Raw genomic sequence first — 15,479 nt, forward strand, 5'->3', positions numbered from 1 at the left:
CTGGGGCCTGCGCGAATATGCCGGACAACCCCTCGCAGAAACACCCAAACGACGCGCCGCCATCGAGGCAGGGCGGTGAGTCAAACTCCTGCTGCCGCTGCGCTCATCGATAAGCGGCGGCGGCAGACCCAGATATTGGGGCTAAGGCGGGGTGGTCAAACCGCGCGATTATTGGCAATGGCTTCACCACTGTGCTGCAGATGACATGATGACGATATGACAGTCGAGGACAGAGATACGGCATCAGCTGCAAGGGAGCAACAGCTTGCCACTGTTGCAATCACAGCAGTGATCGTGAATTACGGTACTGCCGAATTGACATTGAACTGCCTTGCGGCTCTCTCGCGTGAGCGTGAGATGTTGCCAAACCTAGACGTGATTGTAGTCGATGGCGGTTCTGTCGATGGATCTGCGGACAGGTTGGCTGCCGCGCTTGTTGCGGAGGATCTTGCAAGCTGGACCGGGCTGGTTGCAATGCAATTTAATGGCGGATTTGGCTGGGCTAACAATCAGGCTATTCGCCGCGCGCTGAGTCGCTCTAAACCACCAGAATTTATTTACATCGTCAATCCCGACGCTCAAATCGAGCCTGGTGCTTTGGTTAAGCTCGTCGAGGCGTTGAATGGACAGCCGTGCGCGGCCTCGGCGGGTAGTCGATTGGTCACTCCAGACGGCCAATTACTCGGTTCCGCGTTCCGCTTTCTCACCGTCCGTCGCGAGTTTTTGCGCGGTGCGAACACACCGTTGATTGAAAAGCTAATAGGTGCGCCATCGCTGGTCATCGATGGCGAGGAAGAGGTCGCCGCCGAGTGGGTGACTGGTGCGAGCGTACTCTTGAGAGCCGAAGCGCTTCGGCAATGTGGACTGTTCGACGAGGGCTTCTTTCTCTACTTCGAGGAGGTGGAACTCATGCATCGACTGGCACGCGGCGGATGGGGCGCCCGGTACGTGCCCGAGAGCCGTGTACGCCACATTGGCGGCGCGTCCACGGGTGTGGCTGACGGAGTCAGTGCTCAGCGCCGCCTACCGGATTATTGGTTCCGCTCGCGCCGTCGCTTCTTCGCGCTTGCCTATGGGCCTTCTGCCGCGCGCCTCTCGGCGCTCGCATGGATCGCAGGTTATGCGATCTGGCGACTGCGCCAGTTCGCCGGCATGGGGCGCGCAAGTGCGCATGCGCCAGGTGAATTCGCCGATCTGCGGCGCAATGGCCTAGGTCCGACCCCGTTCGATCATTACCCGGCAATAGGACGTTGGGATGGTCCGTGGGACGAGCCGCCAGCCTGGGTAGCGCACACATGAGCATTGGCATCATCGCAATTGGTCGCAACGAGGGCGAACGATTGAAGACCTGTCTGCAATCGCTGCCAGTGGACGCGCAGCGCATCTATGTCGATTCTGGTTCGACTGATGGCAGCGTCGCCTTCGCTAAAGCACATGGCGCAGAGGTGGTCACGTTGCCGCCTGGAACGCGGTTCACCGCAGCGTTGGCGCGAAATGCCGGTCTGACGGCGCTGACTGCGACCGATTCGCCATATGTTCAGGTGATCGATGGCGATTGCGAATTGGATGGCTGCTGGATCGACGCTGCCGTCGCCGCTCTGACAGCGGACCCTGGCCTCGCCGTGGTGTTCGGCCGCCGCCGCGAGCGGTTTCCCGATGCCAGCGTCTATAATCGGTTGTGCGACGACGAATGGAATGTGCCCGTCGGCCTGGCCATGTCATGCGGGGGCGATGCGCTGTTCCGGCGGGCGGCGCTGGACGCAGTGGGCGGCTATAATCCCGAGTTGATCGCAGGCGAGGAACCCGATCTGTGCCAGCGGCTGCGTGAGCGGGGCTGGCAGGTGCGGCGGATCGACGCTGAGATGACCCGTCATGACGCGGCAATGACGCGGATCGGCCAGTGGTGGCGGCGCACCGAGCGGAGTGGTCACGCCTTCGCCGAACTCGCGTGGCGGCATGGCGCGAAGGGTGATCCGCACTGGCGGCGCGAGATGCGCAGTATGCTCGTATGGGCCGTGGGGCTGCCGATAACGGTCCTGCTCGCCGCGGTGTTGTTTGGCTGGTGGGCCGGTCTGGCGCTGGCGGCGCTCTATCCGGTGCAGGTTGCCCGGATCGCACGGCGGATGCAGCGTGCGCGCGACCTCGATCCCCATTTTGCCCGAGCGCTGGGCTTCTTCCTCGTCGCGGGCAAGTTCGCACAAGTGAAGGGAGCAATGCGCTATCACTGGCGCCGCCTGACCGGCAGCAGAGCCGGGTTGATCGAGTATAAGGGCACGGAACCGCAGCGGTCATGATGGGTCGGGGGCTGCGTGCGCAGATCCGAGCGGATTTCGCCGTGCATGGCGGGGACTGGACGCGCCCGGGTTTTCGCACGCTCGCGGTTTATCGATTCGGTGTCTGGCGGATGGGCGTCCGCTCCAGATGGCTGCGTGGGCCATTGTCGGCGCTCTATCGCTGGGGCTTCCGCTGGTGCAGGAACGTCTACGGAATCGAACTGCCCTATACCTGCACGGTAGGACAGGGCGTGGTGATCGAGCATCAGGGCGGCATCGTGATCCACGGCGCGACGGTGATCGGCGACCGCTGCATCATTCGGCAGAACTGCACGCTGGGGGTGCGGCGGCTCGACCGGCTCGACGATGCGCCGATCCTGATGAACGACGTTCATGTCGGGGCAGGGGCGGTCATACTGGGCCGGGTGACGATCGGCGCGGGTGCGGCGATCGGCGCGAATGCGGTAGTGCTGACGGACGTGCCCGCCGGCGCCCTGGCGATCGGTGTTCCGGCAACGGTGCGCTTGCGCCACTGATCCGACAGGCTAGGTTGCCGGCAGGAGCCCGCCATGCCCAAGATCGACGTCGCGATCGTGCCCGTTCGGACAGGTTCGACCTATCCCGCGCCCTATGACGAACCGTGTCGGGAGCGGATGCGCCAGCGGCTGGGCGAAGCCGGCGGGCTGACGGCGTTCGGAGCGAACCTGACGCAGCTGCCGCCGGGTGGCTGGTCGAGCCAGCGGCACTGGCATTCGCACGAGGACGAGTTCGTCTATGTGTTGCGTGGCGAACTGGTGCTGATCGAGGACGAGCGAGAGGTGACGCTGCGCGCGGGGGATTGCGCCGCCTTTCCCGGCAACAGCGGTGACGGGCATCATCTGGTCAATCGTTCGGCCGAGATAGCGACCTATCTCGAGGTGGGATCGCGCCATCCCGACGACCTGACAACCTGTTCCGACATCGACCTGATGAGCGCCAATCGCGACGGCCGCTTTATGCGCAAGGACGGCTCGGCCGTCTGACCTCAACCGCCGCGCTGCCGCACGACGCGGGCCGGGATGCCGACTGCGGTGGCGCCCGCCGGTATGTCGGTCGTGACGACCGCGTTGGCGCCGATGCGGGCGTGATCGCCGATGGTGACCGGACCGATGATCCGCGCGCCCGCGCCGATGTCGACATGCCCGCCCAGCCGGGGCACGCCCCGCTCGGTCGCGCCGATCGTCACCTGCTGCATCAGCAGGCAATTGACGCCGATCTCGGCGGCAGGATGGATGACGATTCCGTTGGGATGGGGGATCAGGAGCCCGCCACCAAGGATCGCGTCGATCGGGATGTCGGCGCCGGTCACCACGGACCAGAAACGGTGACGATAGATCGCCCAGCGCCGCCGCGCGCCGCTAAGGGCACCGCCTGGCCGCTGATAGGCGCGGATCGCCGCCAGCAGCGATCGCGACGGATACCATTGCCGGAATCGTTTCGATTCACGCGACCAGTCGGCAACGCTCGCCGAGACTTCGATACCCTCGGGTGAAGGCGCGCGAACGGCGTCGGCGAGAGCGGACGCCTTCATGATCTGGTCTCGCTGATCGTTTCGCCTGTCATCACCCGTGCCGTAGTCGCTGTCGTGCTAAGCCGCCATTAACGCAAATATCGGCAGGAAGAATGGCGGCCATGCGTTGACGCTGGCAGTACGATCGTCTTTGGAGCGGCGATCGCTTCAGGGCGGCGGAACGGGGCGGGTCGACGGTCGATGAACATTGCCTATCTCGTCAACCGCTATCCAACGGTCAGTCACACCTTCGTACGGCGGGAGATCGCGGGGATTGAGGCTGAGGGCCATCAGGTCACGCGCTTCTCGATTCGCGCCGGGCCAGACGACCTGCCCGACCCCGCCGACCGGGCAGAGCGCGACCGGACGATTGTGGTGTTGCAGCGTCCGCTATCGCTGCTGCTCGGCATCGGGCGGCACCTGCTGAGCCGTCCGGACCGCGTTCTCGCCGCGTGGCGGGCCAGCGGTACGATGGTGCCGCGCTCGATCAAGGGTATCGTCACGCGCACCGCCTATCTGGCGGAGGCCTGCCGGATCGCCGACGCCATGGCTGCGGCAGGTGTCCGCCACCTCCACGCGCATTTCGGCACCAATCCGGCAGCGGTGGCGCGGATGACGCATCTGCTGTCGGGCGTTCCGTACAGCTTCACCGTTCACGGTCCCGACGAGTTCGACGAGCCGCGCCAGCTGGATCTGGCGGGCAAGATCGCCGACGCGAAGTTCGTGGTCGCGATCAGCGACTATGGCCGCAGCCAGCTGTGTCGCTGGGTCGAGGTCGATCGATGGCCGCGGATCGTCGTTGTCCGCTGCGGCGTCGACCTGTCGGCAATCGATCGCGCCGATGGTCAGGCCACCCCGGGACATGATTTCTGCGCGGTGGCGCGACTGGCACCGCAGAAGGGCCTGCCGATCCTGATTGAAGCGCTCGGGATATTGCGCCGATCCGGCCTGTCTCCACGAGTCGCGATCGTCGGCGACGGCCCGCTGCGCACGACGCTGGAGCGGGAGGCGGCGCGGATCGGGGTGGGCGACCAGCTGACCCTGCTCGGCAGCCGAGGCGGTGCCGATGTCGCCGCGCAGCTGCGCGCGGCCAAGGCGATGGTGTTGCCGAGTTTTGCCGAGGGCCTGCCCGTCGTCCTGATGGAGTCGCTCGCGGTCGGCACGCCGGTCGTCACCACCGCGGTGGCGGGCATTCCGGAGCTGGTCGATGCCGGGTGCGGCTGGGTCGTGCCCGCCGGGTCGGCCCAGGCGCTGGCCGATGCGATGGCCGCCGCGCTGGCGACCGCGCCCGAGCGGCTGGCCGACATGGGGGCCGAGGGGCGCAGGCGGGTCGAGCGGGCGCATGATGCCCGTGAAAACGCCCGGGCGCTGCTGGCGCATATGGTGGCAGCGTGACAGTCGCCGATCTTTTCTGCCTGCTGATTGCATCGCCCCTGCTGCTGGTTACCGGCGTATTCGTCGTCGAGGTCTGGGCCGGGATCGTGCCGCGGCGGGGTAGGGGGGCATCGCTACCCGCGATCGATCCCGCCCGGACCGTCATACTGGTGCCGGCGCACGACGAGGCAGTCGGCATCAGCGCGGTGATCGCCGCGATGCGGACGGGCATGCCGGCTGGCATGCGTATCCTGGTGGTCGCCGACAATTGCACCGACGATACGGCCGCGATCGCGCGCGCCGCCGGGGCCGAGGTGATCGAGCGGCTCGACGCGGTCCGTCGCGGCAAGGGCTTCGCGCTCGATCATGGTCGTCAGGCGCTGGCAGCGGCGCCGCCCTCCTGTGTCATCGTCGTCGACGCGGACACCGTGCCACAGGTGGGCGCGCTCGAGCGGCTGGCAGCCCTGGCGCTGTCCAGCGGCCGGCCCGTCCAGTCCGCCTACACGATCGCGGTGCGGGATGGCGACGGCAGCGTCGCACGCTTCTCGGCCGCGGCCTTCTACGTCAAGAATGCGGTCCGCCAGCTCGGCGCGGCGCGGATCGGGGCGCCGTCGGTGCTGACCGGATCGGGCATGGCCTTTCCCTGGGCGATCTTCGCCGGCCTGCCGCTCGCCACCGGCCATGTCGCCGAGGATCTTATGCTGGGCGTCGAGTCGAGCCTGGATGGCCATGCGCCCCTGTTCGAGCCGCATGCGGCCGTGCTGGGCACCGCCAGCTCGGACAAGGGAACCGCAGTCCAGCGCCGGCGCTGGGAATCGGGCTTTTTCCAGGTTGCATCGGACAGCGCCACAACGTTGCTCGGGCGTGCGGTTCGCGGGCGACTGGCGCTCGGCTGGCTCGGCCTGCACCTGCTGACGCCGCCGTTGATCGCGATGCTGGCACTTGACGGCGCAATGCTGCTGGTGCTCGCCCTGGTCTGGCTGGTCACGGGTGGCGGCGGCGTGGCGCTCGCGGGACTCGGGTCGATGACGCTGATGGCGGTCGCCGGCGTGGCGCTCGCGCTCACGGCGCACCGGCAGCTGGCATTGCTCGGTGGGTGGCGCGACATCCCCCGGTACGTGCTATGGAAGCTCGGCGTGTCGCTCGCTGCGATGGTGCGGCGCGAGAAAAGCTGGATCAGGACCGATCGCGATTAGGTTCGCGTCTTGTTAACCATGACGGATTAATCCCGGCGGTCGACGCTGGTGCAAAGGGTTGAAGACATCGTGAGTCCGTTCACCGATCCTGGCAGTGGCAGCGGTTCGAATGCGCCGATCCAGGATCGTCGCGCCGCGCGCCAACCGGCGATGCTGGAGCTCGCCGGCTTCTTCTCGCGCCTGATCGAGGGTGGCGCGGTGCTTGTCATCGGCCTGCTCGGCATCTTGTTCACCTACTCGCTGTTCCAGCTGCAGCCGGTCGAGGATTATGTCCGTGTCGCCTGGTTGAGCACGATTGCCTACGCGCTCGTCGCCGAACTGACCGGCTGCTACGATGTCGACGCACGCTTTACGCTGCGGCTCGGCTGGACGCGGGTGCTGACCGCCTGGTTGGGCGCGTGCGTGGCGATGCTGACCCTCGCCTTTTTCATGAAGGCGTCCGGCACCTTCTCGCGCGGGTGGACGATATTCTGGTTCGTGACGGTATGCGGCGGATTGATCGTCGTGCGTGGCGGGACGACCGCCATATTGCGCACGGCCAAGCGGCGGGGCGTGTTCAACCAGCGCGTCGCGATCCTCGGCTCGAACGTGCAGGGACGACGGCTCTCGCGCTACATCGCCGAGAACGGCATGTTCACGATCGACCTGGTCGGGTGTTACGACGACCGCGTCGGTGACGACGCGCCGCTGGCGACCTGCCCACATCGCGGCGGCGTGCAGGTGCTGCTCGCGGATATTCGCGCCGGGCGGATCGACCAGGTGATCGTCGCGATGCCCTATGGCGACGATACGGAACTTCAGGCGGTGGTGGCGCAACTGTCGATGTTGCCGGTGCTGATCCGCCTGGCGCCCGACCTGTCGTCGTTCACCATGGCGGGGCAGACGCTGGTGATGCTGGGCGACCTGCCGCTGATGACCTTGTTCGAGCGGCCGATCAGCGGCATCGACCAGATCCTCAAGCGGGTGGAAGACCTGTTCCTCGGTACGCTGATCCTGATCGTCGCCGCACCGTTCCTGGCGATCGTGGCACTGGCGGTGAAGCTCGACAGTCCCGGCCCGGTCTTCTTCCGGCAGGAACGAGAAGGTTTCAACCAACGCAGCTTCCACATCTGGAAGTTCCGGTCGATGCGCACCGACATGCTGGAATACAAGGACATCCAGCAGGCACGGATCGGCGATCCGCGCGTCACGCGCGTCGGCCGCATCATCCGCGCGACCAGCATCGACGAGATTCCGCAGCTGTTCAACGTGGTGATCGGCAACATGTCGCTGGTCGGCCCGCGCCCGCATGCGCCGTCCACCCGAGTCGCCGGTGTCCTGTTCAGTGAAGCGACCCAGCAATATGCCGCCCGCCACCGGGTAAAACCGGGCATGACTGGCTGGGCGCAGGTCAACGGCTGGCGTGGCGAGACCGACACCGACGAGAAGCTGCTGAAGCGAGTCGAATTCGACCTGTTCTATATCGATCACTGGTCGGTGGGGTTCGATCTCTACATCATGGCGCGTACTGTCGCGGCCGTGCTGTTCCCCCGCTCGGCGTATTGATTGGGTCCTGATTGCCGACCTTGTGCGAAGCCGCTCGGTCGCTGTCCCGAATCAGAAAAAAGTGATCGGGTGACCTGTCAAATTACAGGAATTACATCCCAAAATGGGGCACGATGTCGTTAACGCTGCTTTACATTAACCTGAACCCCTGCTTTACGAAGCGCAGGCCGTCCTGCGGCCCGCTTGCGATCATTCGCCTGTTTTTTAAGGGCGTAGGTCGTTCTCGAAGGTGAAACAGGGAGGTTTACCCATGAAGAAGCTTGCTATCACTGCGGCCGTTCTTGCCGCTGCCGTCGCCGCACCGGCCTCGGCTGTTACTGTTGTTGCTACCCAGGGTAGCAACTCGGGCGCGTCGGCGAATTTCTCGCAGACTTTTGCCGGTATGACGAACACCGTGTTCGACTTCAACAGCGGCGAAACCGCCAAAGAGGTTCAGAAGCTGCAGAACGCCGGCTTCACGGTCCAGAGCGGCGGCACCGGTAACAACTCGGTCCAGACCATGTCGGTTCGCGACCAGTATGCAATGCCGGCTCCGAGCGACGGCTCGGCCTTTGCGGTCGTTCAGGCCAGGAGCAACGTCAGCATCTACCGCCAGAGCGGTGGTTACGAGGTTATCAGCCTGTATCTGGGTTCGGTCGACTCGTACAACTCGATCTCGCTACTGAACAATGCTGGCGGCGTCATCGCGAGCTACACCGGTCAGCAGCTGCTAAATTTTGCCACCCCAGCCGGCACGGCCAATGGACAGACCGCCTACCGCGTGACCTTCACGCGCAATGTCGGCGATGCGGCGTTCGCGGGCCTGAACATCGCGTCGTCGGACAACTCGGCCGAGTTCGACAACCTCGTGTTCGCGGTTCCGGAGCCCTCGACCTGGGCGCTGATGCTGGCCGGCTTCGGCATGGTTGGCATGGCGATGCGCTCGCGTCGTCGTCGCACCACGGCCGTTTTCGCCTAATTCTCGGCGACTTCGTCTGAAAAGGACGCCGCGACCTTCGGGTCGCGGCGTTTTTTTTTGCCCTATCTGGGCGTAACGCGATCATAACGCCTGACGGTACACGGCCTTGGCATTGTCCGTACGACTGGCGTAGAAGCCGGGACGGGAGATCGCCATGCAGCTTCGTCCGTCCAGCCCCATGCCGAACGCGGCGAACGTCCAGCGGCGCGAACGGTCGTGGGTCCTAAGCCTGGGCGATCGGCAGTTCTCCTTCACCCGTGTCGATCACAGCGCCTCGTTCGCGACAGGGCACCGCATCGAAGCTGCTACACCGCGCGGCTGGCGGCCGACGGCGATCATCGGCACCATGCTCGGTATCCTCGGCGGCGCGACCTTGGTCGGTCTGGCGGTCAATTCCTCGCGTGCGAGCGCCGGCTATCGCTATGTCGTTACCGTGCCGATCCCGCCGGCCCGTGCGCTCAAGGTGCGGCCGGCAATGGCGGTGGGAGCTCATGCTGCCAAGTTGCGGCCGGCAGCGATCCGGGCGGCGCCAGCCATGGTCAGGGATGACGGCGGGGCGACAGGCACATCTCTCGATTACAGCGTCGGCGACCTCGACTCGGTCGAGACCACGGCGGCGGCAACCAGCATGACTAGCGCGATTCGCGCGGCAATGGCGAGCGGCCACCTGCAACAATGGAATGCGCCCGACGGCAGCGAGCGGGGCTTCGTCGTCGTCGGGCCCGCGGACGGGAGCGGCGGCTGCCGGGCGCTATCGATACTGACGCGCCGCGATGGCGACAATCATGTCGAGCAGCGACGCGAGTGTGCGACTAAGTAGCCTGGGTGCAGCCGCGGAGCTTCGGTCGGTCTGGTCCCAAACGGCGTGGAGCGGCAGGGGCACTCCACGCCGATAGCGTCAGGAGGCGTCGGCCACCGCGTTGAGGATCGCGCGTCCGTAAGCGGTCTTCTTCAACGCCTCGCCCCGCGCGCGGGCCTGGTCCGCGGTGATGAAGCCCTGTTCGAACGCGATCTCCTCCAGGCAGGCGACCTGGATGCCCTGGCGGTGTTGGATCGTGCGGACGAATTCCGACGCCTCGAGCAGCGAGTCGTGGGTGCCGGTGTCGAGCCAGGCGTAGCCGCGGCCCATCTGTTCGACGTAAAGGTCACCAGCCTCCATGTAGAGGCGATTGAGATCGGTAATCTCCAGTTCGCCACGGTGCGACGGCTTCAGATCGCGAGCCAGCTGCACGACGCGGTTGTCGTAGAAGTACAGGCCGGTGACAGCGCAGTTCGACTTGGGAGCAGCCGGCTTTTCTTCCAGGCTGATCGCCTTGCCGTCCGCGGCCAGCTCGACCACGCCGTAGCGCTCCGGATCTTCGACCCGGTAGCTGAAGACGGTCGCACCTTCAGTACGGGCGACGGCGCTGGCAAGCAGCTCGGTCAGGTGTGCGCCGAAGAAGATGTTGTCGCCCAGCACCAGCGCCACATTGTCGTCGCCAATGAAGTCTGCGCCGATCGTGAACGCCTGCGCCAGCCCTTCGGGCCGGGGCTGCTCGGCATAGCTGATCGACAGGCCCCAGTTCGATCCGTCCTCGAACATGCGGCGATAATTGTCGATGAACTCCGGCGATGAGATGATGAGGATATCGCGGATACCCGCCAGCATCAGCACCGACAGCGGATAATAGATCATCGGCTTGTCATAGACCGGCAGCAACTGCTTGTTGATCGCCAGCGTCGCCGGATGGAGCCGGGTGCCGGAGCCGCCGGCGAGAATGATGCCCTTCATTTGGGTGCTCCCAGAAGCTCGTCGAGAATATCGCCCAGCGCGGACTGCCAGGGCTGCGGCTTGATGCCATAGTCGCGCTCGATCGCACGGTGGCTGAGCAGCGAGTTAGCGGGACGGACCGCCGGCGTTGGGTAGTCGGCGGTCGCGATCGGCTCGACCGCCGGGGCCGGGCCGCCGCGAGGGGCGGCCTGGCGGAAGATCTCCTCGGCGAAGCCGTGCCAGCTGGTCGGGCCGGCGTTGGAGAAGTGGTAAGTGCCGGCAGGGGCGCTCTCGTCCTCTGCCAGCCGTACCGCCATTTTGGCGAGCGCGGCGGCCAGGTCGGCGGCGCTGGTCGGGCTGCCATGCTGGTCGGCGACGACGCGCAAATTCGGGCGGTCGGTGCCGACCCGCAGCATCGTCTTCACGAAATTATTGCCGTGGGCACTCACGACCCAGGCGGTGCGGACGATGGCGTGGCGTGCGCCCGAGGTGCGCACCGCCAGCTCGCCGCCCAGCTTCGATGCGCCATAGACGCCGAGCGGCGCAACCGGATCGTCGACCTCCCATGCGCCTTCGCGATTTCCGGGAAAGACATAGTCGGTCGAGACATGGACGATGGGAATGCCCTTTGCCTTCGCCGCAGCGGCCAGCGCGGCGGGTGCGAGGGCATTGACCTGCCACGCGGTCACCACGTCGTCCTCGGCCTTGTCGACCGCGGTATAAGCACCGGCGGAGATGATGGCTGCCCAGTCGCGCTCCGCCACCTTGGTAGCGATTGCCGCGGGATCGGTCAGGTCCAGATCGGCGCGGGTCAGCGCCACCGCCTCCCACCCGTCCGGCCAGGCGAGGCGGGCGAGTTCGGTGCCGACCTGCCCCGTTCCTCCGGTGACGAGAACCCGCTTCATCAGGCGGCGAGCCCGCGCCGCTGTGCCGCGCCGCGCTCTTCGACGATGGTCCGCCACCAGCCCTCATTGGCGAGGTACCATTTCACCGTCTTGGCGATGCCGGTCTCGAACGTCTCGCGCGGTTCCCAGCCAAGCTCGTCGCGGATGCGGCTGGCGTCGATCGCGTAGCGCTTGTCATGGCCGGGGCGGTCGGCGACATAGCCGATCTGCTCGGCATAAGACTTGCCGTCGGCGCGCGGGCGCTCCTGGTCAAGAATCGCGCAGACCGTCTTCACGACCTCCAGGTTCTGCTTCTCGTTATTGCCGCCGATATTATAGGTGCGGCCGACCTGCCCCTTCTCGAACACCGTCTGAAGCGCACGCGCATGGTCCTCGACGAACAGCCAGTCGCGGACCTGATCGCCCTTGCCGTAGACGGGCAGGGTATCGCCGGCGAGCGCCTTGACGATCATCAGCGGGATCAGCTTTTCGGGGAAATGGTACGGCCCGTAATTGTTCGAGCAATTGGTGATGAGCACCGGCAGGCCATAGGTGTGCCCCCAGGCGGAGACGAGATGGTCGCTCGACGCCTTGGATGCAGAATAGGGCGAGCGCGGGTCGTAAGGCGTCTCCTCGGTGAAGAAGCCGGTTTCGCCCAGCGAGCCGAACACCTCGTCGGTCGAGATATGATGGAAGCGGAACGCGTCCTTGGCCGCGCCCTCCAGCGACTGCCAGTAACGGCGCGCCTCGCTCAGCATGGTGAAGGTGCCGACGATGTTGGTCTGGATGAACGCATCCGGCCCGTCGATCGACCGGTCGACATGACTTTCCGCGGCAAGATGGGTGATGATCTCCGGCCGGAATTCCTCGATTGCCGCACGCACGGCGGCCCCGTCGCAGATGTCGCCCTGGATGAAGCGATAGCGGTTGGAGCTGGCGACCTCCTCGACCGTCGTCAGCGTGCCGGCATAGGTCAGCTTGTCGAAGTTCAGCACCTCGTGCGTGGTGTCGTGGATCAGCTGGCGGACCAGAGCCGAGCCGATGAAGCCGGCACCACCGGTGAGCAGGATACGCATCGTGGGTTTGTCCTCAGGCGAGGGGCGCCAACGGGGCGCCGTCATAGGGGAAGGGGCTGTCGAAGTCGGCGAGCGCGGGCAGCACCGCGTCCTTGCCGGAGAGTTCGGGCGCCGCGCTGCCCGGCATCGGCCAGTCGATCCCGGCCGAGTCCCAGCGAATGCCGCCGTCGCTCTCGGGCGCATAGAGCGACGTCACCTTGTAGGTGACCTCGCAATCGTCCTCCAGCGTCAGGAAGCCATGGGCGAAGCCGACCGGCACGAACAGCTGGTGGCCGTTCTCCGCCGTCAGCTCCGCACCGACATATCGACCATAGGTCGGCGAGCCGCGACGGACATCGACCGCCACGTCGAAGATGCGGCCGCGGATGCAGCGGACCAGCTTGTCCTGGCCGTGCGGCGGGGTCTGGAAATGCAGGCCGCGCAAGGTGAAGCGCGGCACCGACAGCGAGTGATTGTCCTGCACGAAGCGCTGGGTGATCCCGCGCGCGTGGAACGTCGCCTCGTTATAGACTTCGGTGAACCATCCGCGCGCATCGCCGAAGCGGCGTGGGGCGATCAGAACGGGGGTCGTGACGGTCATGGCGGCGTCATCCCCTAATCGGCAGGGTTAAACAAGTCGTGATGATCGAGATCATGCTGCACTGCGGCAGCTCACCCCGATCGGAGAAGCGTCAGGCCGGCTCCCGCACCCTGGCATCCTCGAGCGCGTCGAGGAACAGCGCGCACCACCAGAACACATCCTCGCGCCGGACGCCGTCGATCAGCGTCTGCCAGCGACGCACGCGTTCCTCGCGCGGCATGGCGAGCGCGGTGACGATCGCGTCGGCCAGTTCTTCGGCGCTGTACGGGTTGACCAGCACCGCGGCCTTCATCTGTGCTGCCGCGCCGGCGAAGCTCGACAGGATCAGCACCCCCGGATCGGCCGGGTCCTGCGCGGCGACATATTCCTTGGCGACCAGGTTCATGCCGTCGCGCAGCGGCGTCACCAGCGCGACGCGCGCGGCACGGTAGATCCCGGCGAGCTGCGGGCGGGGATAACCCTGGTTGACGTAGCGGATCGGCGTCCAGTCCATGTCCGCGAACTCGCCGTTGATCCGCCCGGACAGCGCATCGAGATCGGCGCGGATCTCCTGATAGGTGTTCACCTTCTCGCGGCTCGGCGGCGCGATCTGGAGGAGATAGACCAGCCCGCGCCGGTCGGGCTGGTTCTGGAGGAAGCGCTCATAGCCCAGGAACCGCTCGCGCAGGCCCTTGGAATAGTCGAGCCGGTCGACACCGACGATCAGGCTGCGCCCGGTCGACGACATGTACATCCGCTCCTTGGTGAAGCGTGCCTCGTCGGACAGGGTGGTCGCCTCGAACTCGGCGGTGTCGATGCCGATCGGGGCGACGATGGCGCGGACGGTACGGCCATTCGCGGTGACCGTGTCGTTCGGTCCCAGCGATCCGCCCATCATGTCGACGACGTACCGACGGAAACTGTCGAGCCAGTCCTCGGTATGGAAGCCGATCACGTCATAGGCGAACAGCGACTCGACCAGTTGAGCGTGACTGGGCAACGAGACCAGCAACCGCGACGGTGGCCAGGGCGTGTGCAGGAAGAAGCCCAGCCGGTTGCGCATGCCGCGATCGCGCAGCTTCTGTCCCAGCGGGATCAGGTGATAGTCGTGGACCCAGACCAGATCGTCGGGCTCGACCAGCGGCAATACCGTGTCGGCGAACCGCTCGTTGACCCGCTTGTACCCGCCGGCGAAGTCGCGCTCGAACTCGGTTAGGTCGATGCGGTAGTGGAATAGCGGCCACAGCGTGCGGTTGGCGTAGCCGTTGTAATATTCGTCAATATCCTGTTCTTCCAGGTCGATCGTCGCGGTGGTGACGCCGTCGCCCTCGGTCCGGTGGATCTCGCCGGTGAAGTGCTCGGTCGTCTCGCCCGACCAGCCGAACCAGATGCCGCCATGCTCGCGCAGCGCCGACAGGAGTGCGACGGCAAGCCCGCCCTGGTTGGCGCTGGCATCCTTGCTGGGCACCGCGACCCGGTTAGAGATAACGACGAGGCGGCTCATGCCGCGCCCTCCGTGCCAGCCTCCGCCGCTGCGAGGACCGCGTCGATCCAGTCGCGCAGCGCCGCGACGTCATCTAGGCGATAGGCGGCGGCCGTGGCGCGGGGCGGGTCGATCAGCACACCGGCGCCGCCCAGCGCCTGGGCCGCCGCAAAGCCGTCCTCGTCGGTCACGTCGTCGCCGAAGAACCAGGGCGTGGTGCCGCGGAGCGCCGCGTCATCCATCAGGGTCGTTATCGCCCGGCCCTTGTCGCCGGGCAGGCGGACCTCGACCATCATCTTGCCGCGATTGGCCTGAAGGCCGAAGCGGTCGGCGACCCGCTCGGCCATCGCCACCGTGTCGGCCTCGCGGTCCGGACATTGGCGATAATGGAGCGTCACGCCGAGCGACTTCGCCTCGAACAGCAGCCCTTCCAGATCGGCGAAGGCGCGCAGCTCCGCCGCCGCGCTCTCCAGCGCCTCGGACCGCTGCGGAGTGACGTGGCCGGTCCGCTCGGTGCGCCACTCCGCACCGTGGCTGCCGGCGATCGCGAGGCCGGCGGCATGGTGCCCCATCAGGGTGTCGATCTGCGCGATCGACCGGCCGGTGACGATCGCCACGCGCCCGTTCGTCGCTTTCGCCAGCCGGGCGAGGCGGTCGCGCAGTCGGTCGTCGACGACCACACCGTCCGGCGTCGGTGCCAGCTCTACCAGCGTGCCGTCGAAGTCGAAGAACAGGCTGGCCGTGGCGAGATCGGGATGGGGCGGCGGATCGAGATCGATGACGGGCGACGAAGACATGGCCGATGAACCCGTTACGCCCCCGACCGTTCCGG

General features: G+C 66.1%; 16 protein-coding genes. 9 read left to right on the forward strand and 7 right to left on the reverse strand.

Annotated features, from left to right (window positions below; genetic code table 11):
* Positions 1-216 precede the first annotated feature (216 nt).
* The 4 genes from Q5H91_RS00005 (at position 217) to Q5H91_RS00020 (ending at position 3,295) form a co-directional block, all read left to right on the forward strand.
* A complete protein-coding gene (locus tag Q5H91_RS00005) occupies positions 217-1,299 on the forward strand; it encodes a glycosyltransferase family 2 protein (RefSeq protein WP_305171179.1) in 1,083 nt (360 codons plus the stop codon).
* Positions 1,296-2,294, forward strand: a complete 999-nt coding sequence (locus tag Q5H91_RS00010) for a glycosyltransferase family 2 protein (RefSeq protein WP_305171180.1) — start codon at positions 1,296-1,298, stop codon at positions 2,292-2,294. The genes Q5H91_RS00005 and Q5H91_RS00010 overlap by 4 nt, the downstream gene beginning before the upstream one ends.
* Positions 2,295-2,404: 110 nt before the next feature.
* Positions 2,405-2,809 (forward strand): serine O-acetyltransferase, encoded by a 405-nt coding sequence (locus Q5H91_RS00015; RefSeq protein ID WP_305171181.1) that lies wholly within the window; start codon positions 2,405-2,407, stop codon positions 2,807-2,809.
* Between the two features lie 33 nt (positions 2,810-2,842).
* Positions 2,843-3,295, forward strand: a complete 453-nt coding sequence (locus tag Q5H91_RS00020) for a cupin domain-containing protein (protein WP_305171182.1) — start codon at positions 2,843-2,845, stop codon at positions 3,293-3,295.
* A 2-nt stretch (positions 3,296-3,297) separates the two neighbouring features.
* On the opposite strand, the gene Q5H91_RS00025 is transcribed toward Q5H91_RS00020, so the two are convergent.
* Positions 3,298-3,843: a serine O-acetyltransferase gene (locus tag Q5H91_RS00025; protein WP_305171183.1), complete on the reverse strand. Its 546-nt coding sequence runs from the start codon at positions 3,841-3,843 to the stop codon at positions 3,298-3,300.
* Between the two features lie 180 nt (positions 3,844-4,023).
* Between Q5H91_RS00025 and Q5H91_RS00030 the strand changes: the two genes are divergently transcribed.
* From Q5H91_RS00030 to Q5H91_RS00050, 5 genes are all read left to right on the forward strand, one after another.
* Positions 4,024-5,217: a glycosyltransferase family 4 protein gene (locus Q5H91_RS00030; RefSeq protein WP_305171184.1), complete on the forward strand. Its 1,194-nt coding sequence runs from the start codon at positions 4,024-4,026 to the stop codon at positions 5,215-5,217.
* On the forward strand, positions 5,214-6,392 hold the full coding sequence (locus tag Q5H91_RS00035) for a glycosyltransferase family 2 protein (protein ID WP_305171185.1): 1,179 nt from the start codon (positions 5,214-5,216) through the stop codon (positions 6,390-6,392). Before Q5H91_RS00030 ends, Q5H91_RS00035 begins: the two co-directional genes overlap by 4 nt.
* A 69-nt stretch (positions 6,393-6,461) precedes the next feature.
* A complete protein-coding gene (locus Q5H91_RS00040; RefSeq protein WP_305171186.1) occupies positions 6,462-7,937 on the forward strand; it encodes an undecaprenyl-phosphate glucose phosphotransferase in 1,476 nt (491 codons plus the stop codon).
* 250 nt (positions 7,938-8,187) lie between these two features.
* A complete protein-coding gene (locus Q5H91_RS00045; RefSeq protein ID WP_305171187.1) occupies positions 8,188-8,895 on the forward strand; it encodes a PEPxxWA-CTERM sorting domain-containing protein in 708 nt (235 codons plus the stop codon).
* Positions 8,896-9,073: 178 nt separating this feature from the next.
* Complete coding sequence (locus Q5H91_RS00050; protein ID WP_305171188.1) at positions 9,074-9,715, forward strand: hypothetical protein; 642 nt, start codon at positions 9,074-9,076, stop codon at positions 9,713-9,715.
* Between the two features lie 78 nt (positions 9,716-9,793).
* On the opposite strand, the gene rfbA is transcribed toward Q5H91_RS00050, so the two are convergent.
* The 6 genes from rfbA to otsB all read right to left on the reverse strand — a co-directional run bounded on the left by rfbA (position 9,794) and on the right by otsB (position 15,444).
* On the reverse strand, positions 9,794-10,666 hold the full coding sequence (gene rfbA / locus Q5H91_RS00055) for a glucose-1-phosphate thymidylyltransferase RfbA (protein WP_305171189.1): 873 nt from the start codon (positions 10,664-10,666) through the stop codon (positions 9,794-9,796).
* A complete protein-coding gene (gene rfbD, locus Q5H91_RS00060) occupies positions 10,663-11,550 on the reverse strand; it encodes a dTDP-4-dehydrorhamnose reductase (RefSeq protein WP_305171190.1) in 888 nt (295 codons plus the stop codon). Before rfbD ends, rfbA begins: the two co-directional genes overlap by 4 nt.
* Complete coding sequence (gene rfbB / locus Q5H91_RS00065; protein ID WP_305171191.1) at positions 11,550-12,605, reverse strand: dTDP-glucose 4,6-dehydratase; 1,056 nt, start codon at positions 12,603-12,605, stop codon at positions 11,550-11,552. The genes rfbD and rfbB overlap by 1 nt, the downstream gene beginning before the upstream one ends.
* A 13-nt stretch (positions 12,606-12,618) precedes the next feature.
* Positions 12,619-13,185, reverse strand: a complete 567-nt coding sequence (gene rfbC, locus Q5H91_RS00070) for a dTDP-4-dehydrorhamnose 3,5-epimerase (protein WP_305171193.1) — start codon at positions 13,183-13,185, stop codon at positions 12,619-12,621.
* 91 nt (positions 13,186-13,276) lie between these two features.
* Complete coding sequence (locus tag Q5H91_RS00075) at positions 13,277-14,668, reverse strand: alpha,alpha-trehalose-phosphate synthase (UDP-forming) (protein WP_305171194.1); 1,392 nt, start codon at positions 14,666-14,668, stop codon at positions 13,277-13,279.
* Positions 14,665-15,444, reverse strand: a complete 780-nt coding sequence (otsB, locus tag Q5H91_RS00080) for a trehalose-phosphatase (RefSeq protein WP_305171195.1) — start codon at positions 15,442-15,444, stop codon at positions 14,665-14,667. The genes Q5H91_RS00075 and otsB overlap by 4 nt, the downstream gene beginning before the upstream one ends.
* Between the last annotated feature and the right edge of the window lie 35 nt (positions 15,445-15,479).

Origin of the sequence: Sphingomonas aurea, from assembly GCF_030678875.1 — a bacterium.
Taxonomy (GTDB): domain Bacteria; phylum Pseudomonadota; class Alphaproteobacteria; order Sphingomonadales; family Sphingomonadaceae; genus Sphingomonas; species Sphingomonas aurea.

Bases quoted from the DNA above. Each gene is read 5' to 3' on its own strand.
- Q5H91_RS00010 (WP_305171180.1), top strand. From the start codon at position 1,296: ATGAGCATTGGCATCATCGCAATTGGTCGCAACGAGGGCGAACGATTG.
- Q5H91_RS00050 (WP_305171188.1), top strand. From the start codon at position 9,074: ATGCCGAACGCGGCGAACGTCCAGCGGCGCGAACGGTCGTGGGTCCTA.
- Q5H91_RS00025 (WP_305171183.1), bottom strand. From the start codon at position 3,843: ATGAAGGCGTCCGCTCTCGCCGACGCCGTTCGCGCGCCTTCACCCGAG.
- Q5H91_RS00045 (WP_305171187.1), top strand. From the start codon at position 8,188: ATGAAGAAGCTTGCTATCACTGCGGCCGTTCTTGCCGCTGCCGTCGCC.
- Q5H91_RS00020 (WP_305171182.1), top strand. From the start codon at position 2,843: ATGCCCAAGATCGACGTCGCGATCGTGCCCGTTCGGACAGGTTCGACC.
- Q5H91_RS00030 (WP_305171184.1), top strand. From the start codon at position 4,024: ATGAACATTGCCTATCTCGTCAACCGCTATCCAACGGTCAGTCACACC.
- rfbC (WP_305171193.1), bottom strand. From the start codon at position 13,185: ATGACCGTCACGACCCCCGTTCTGATCGCCCCACGCCGCTTCGGCGAT.
- Q5H91_RS00075 (WP_305171194.1), bottom strand. From the start codon at position 14,668: ATGAGCCGCCTCGTCGTTATCTCTAACCGGGTCGCGGTGCCCAGCAAG.
- otsB (WP_305171195.1), bottom strand. From the start codon at position 15,444: ATGTCTTCGTCGCCCGTCATCGATCTCGATCCGCCGCCCCATCCCGAT.
- rfbA (WP_305171189.1), bottom strand. From the start codon at position 10,666: ATGAAGGGCATCATTCTCGCCGGCGGCTCCGGCACCCGGCTCCATCCG.
- Q5H91_RS00015 (WP_305171181.1), top strand. From the start codon at position 2,405: ATGGGCGTCCGCTCCAGATGGCTGCGTGGGCCATTGTCGGCGCTCTAT.
- rfbB (WP_305171191.1), bottom strand. From the start codon at position 12,605: ATGCGTATCCTGCTCACCGGTGGTGCCGGCTTCATCGGCTCGGCTCTG.
- rfbD (WP_305171190.1), bottom strand. From the start codon at position 11,550: ATGAAGCGGGTTCTCGTCACCGGAGGAACGGGGCAGGTCGGCACCGAA.
- Q5H91_RS00005 (WP_305171179.1), top strand. From the start codon at position 217: ATGACAGTCGAGGACAGAGATACGGCATCAGCTGCAAGGGAGCAACAG.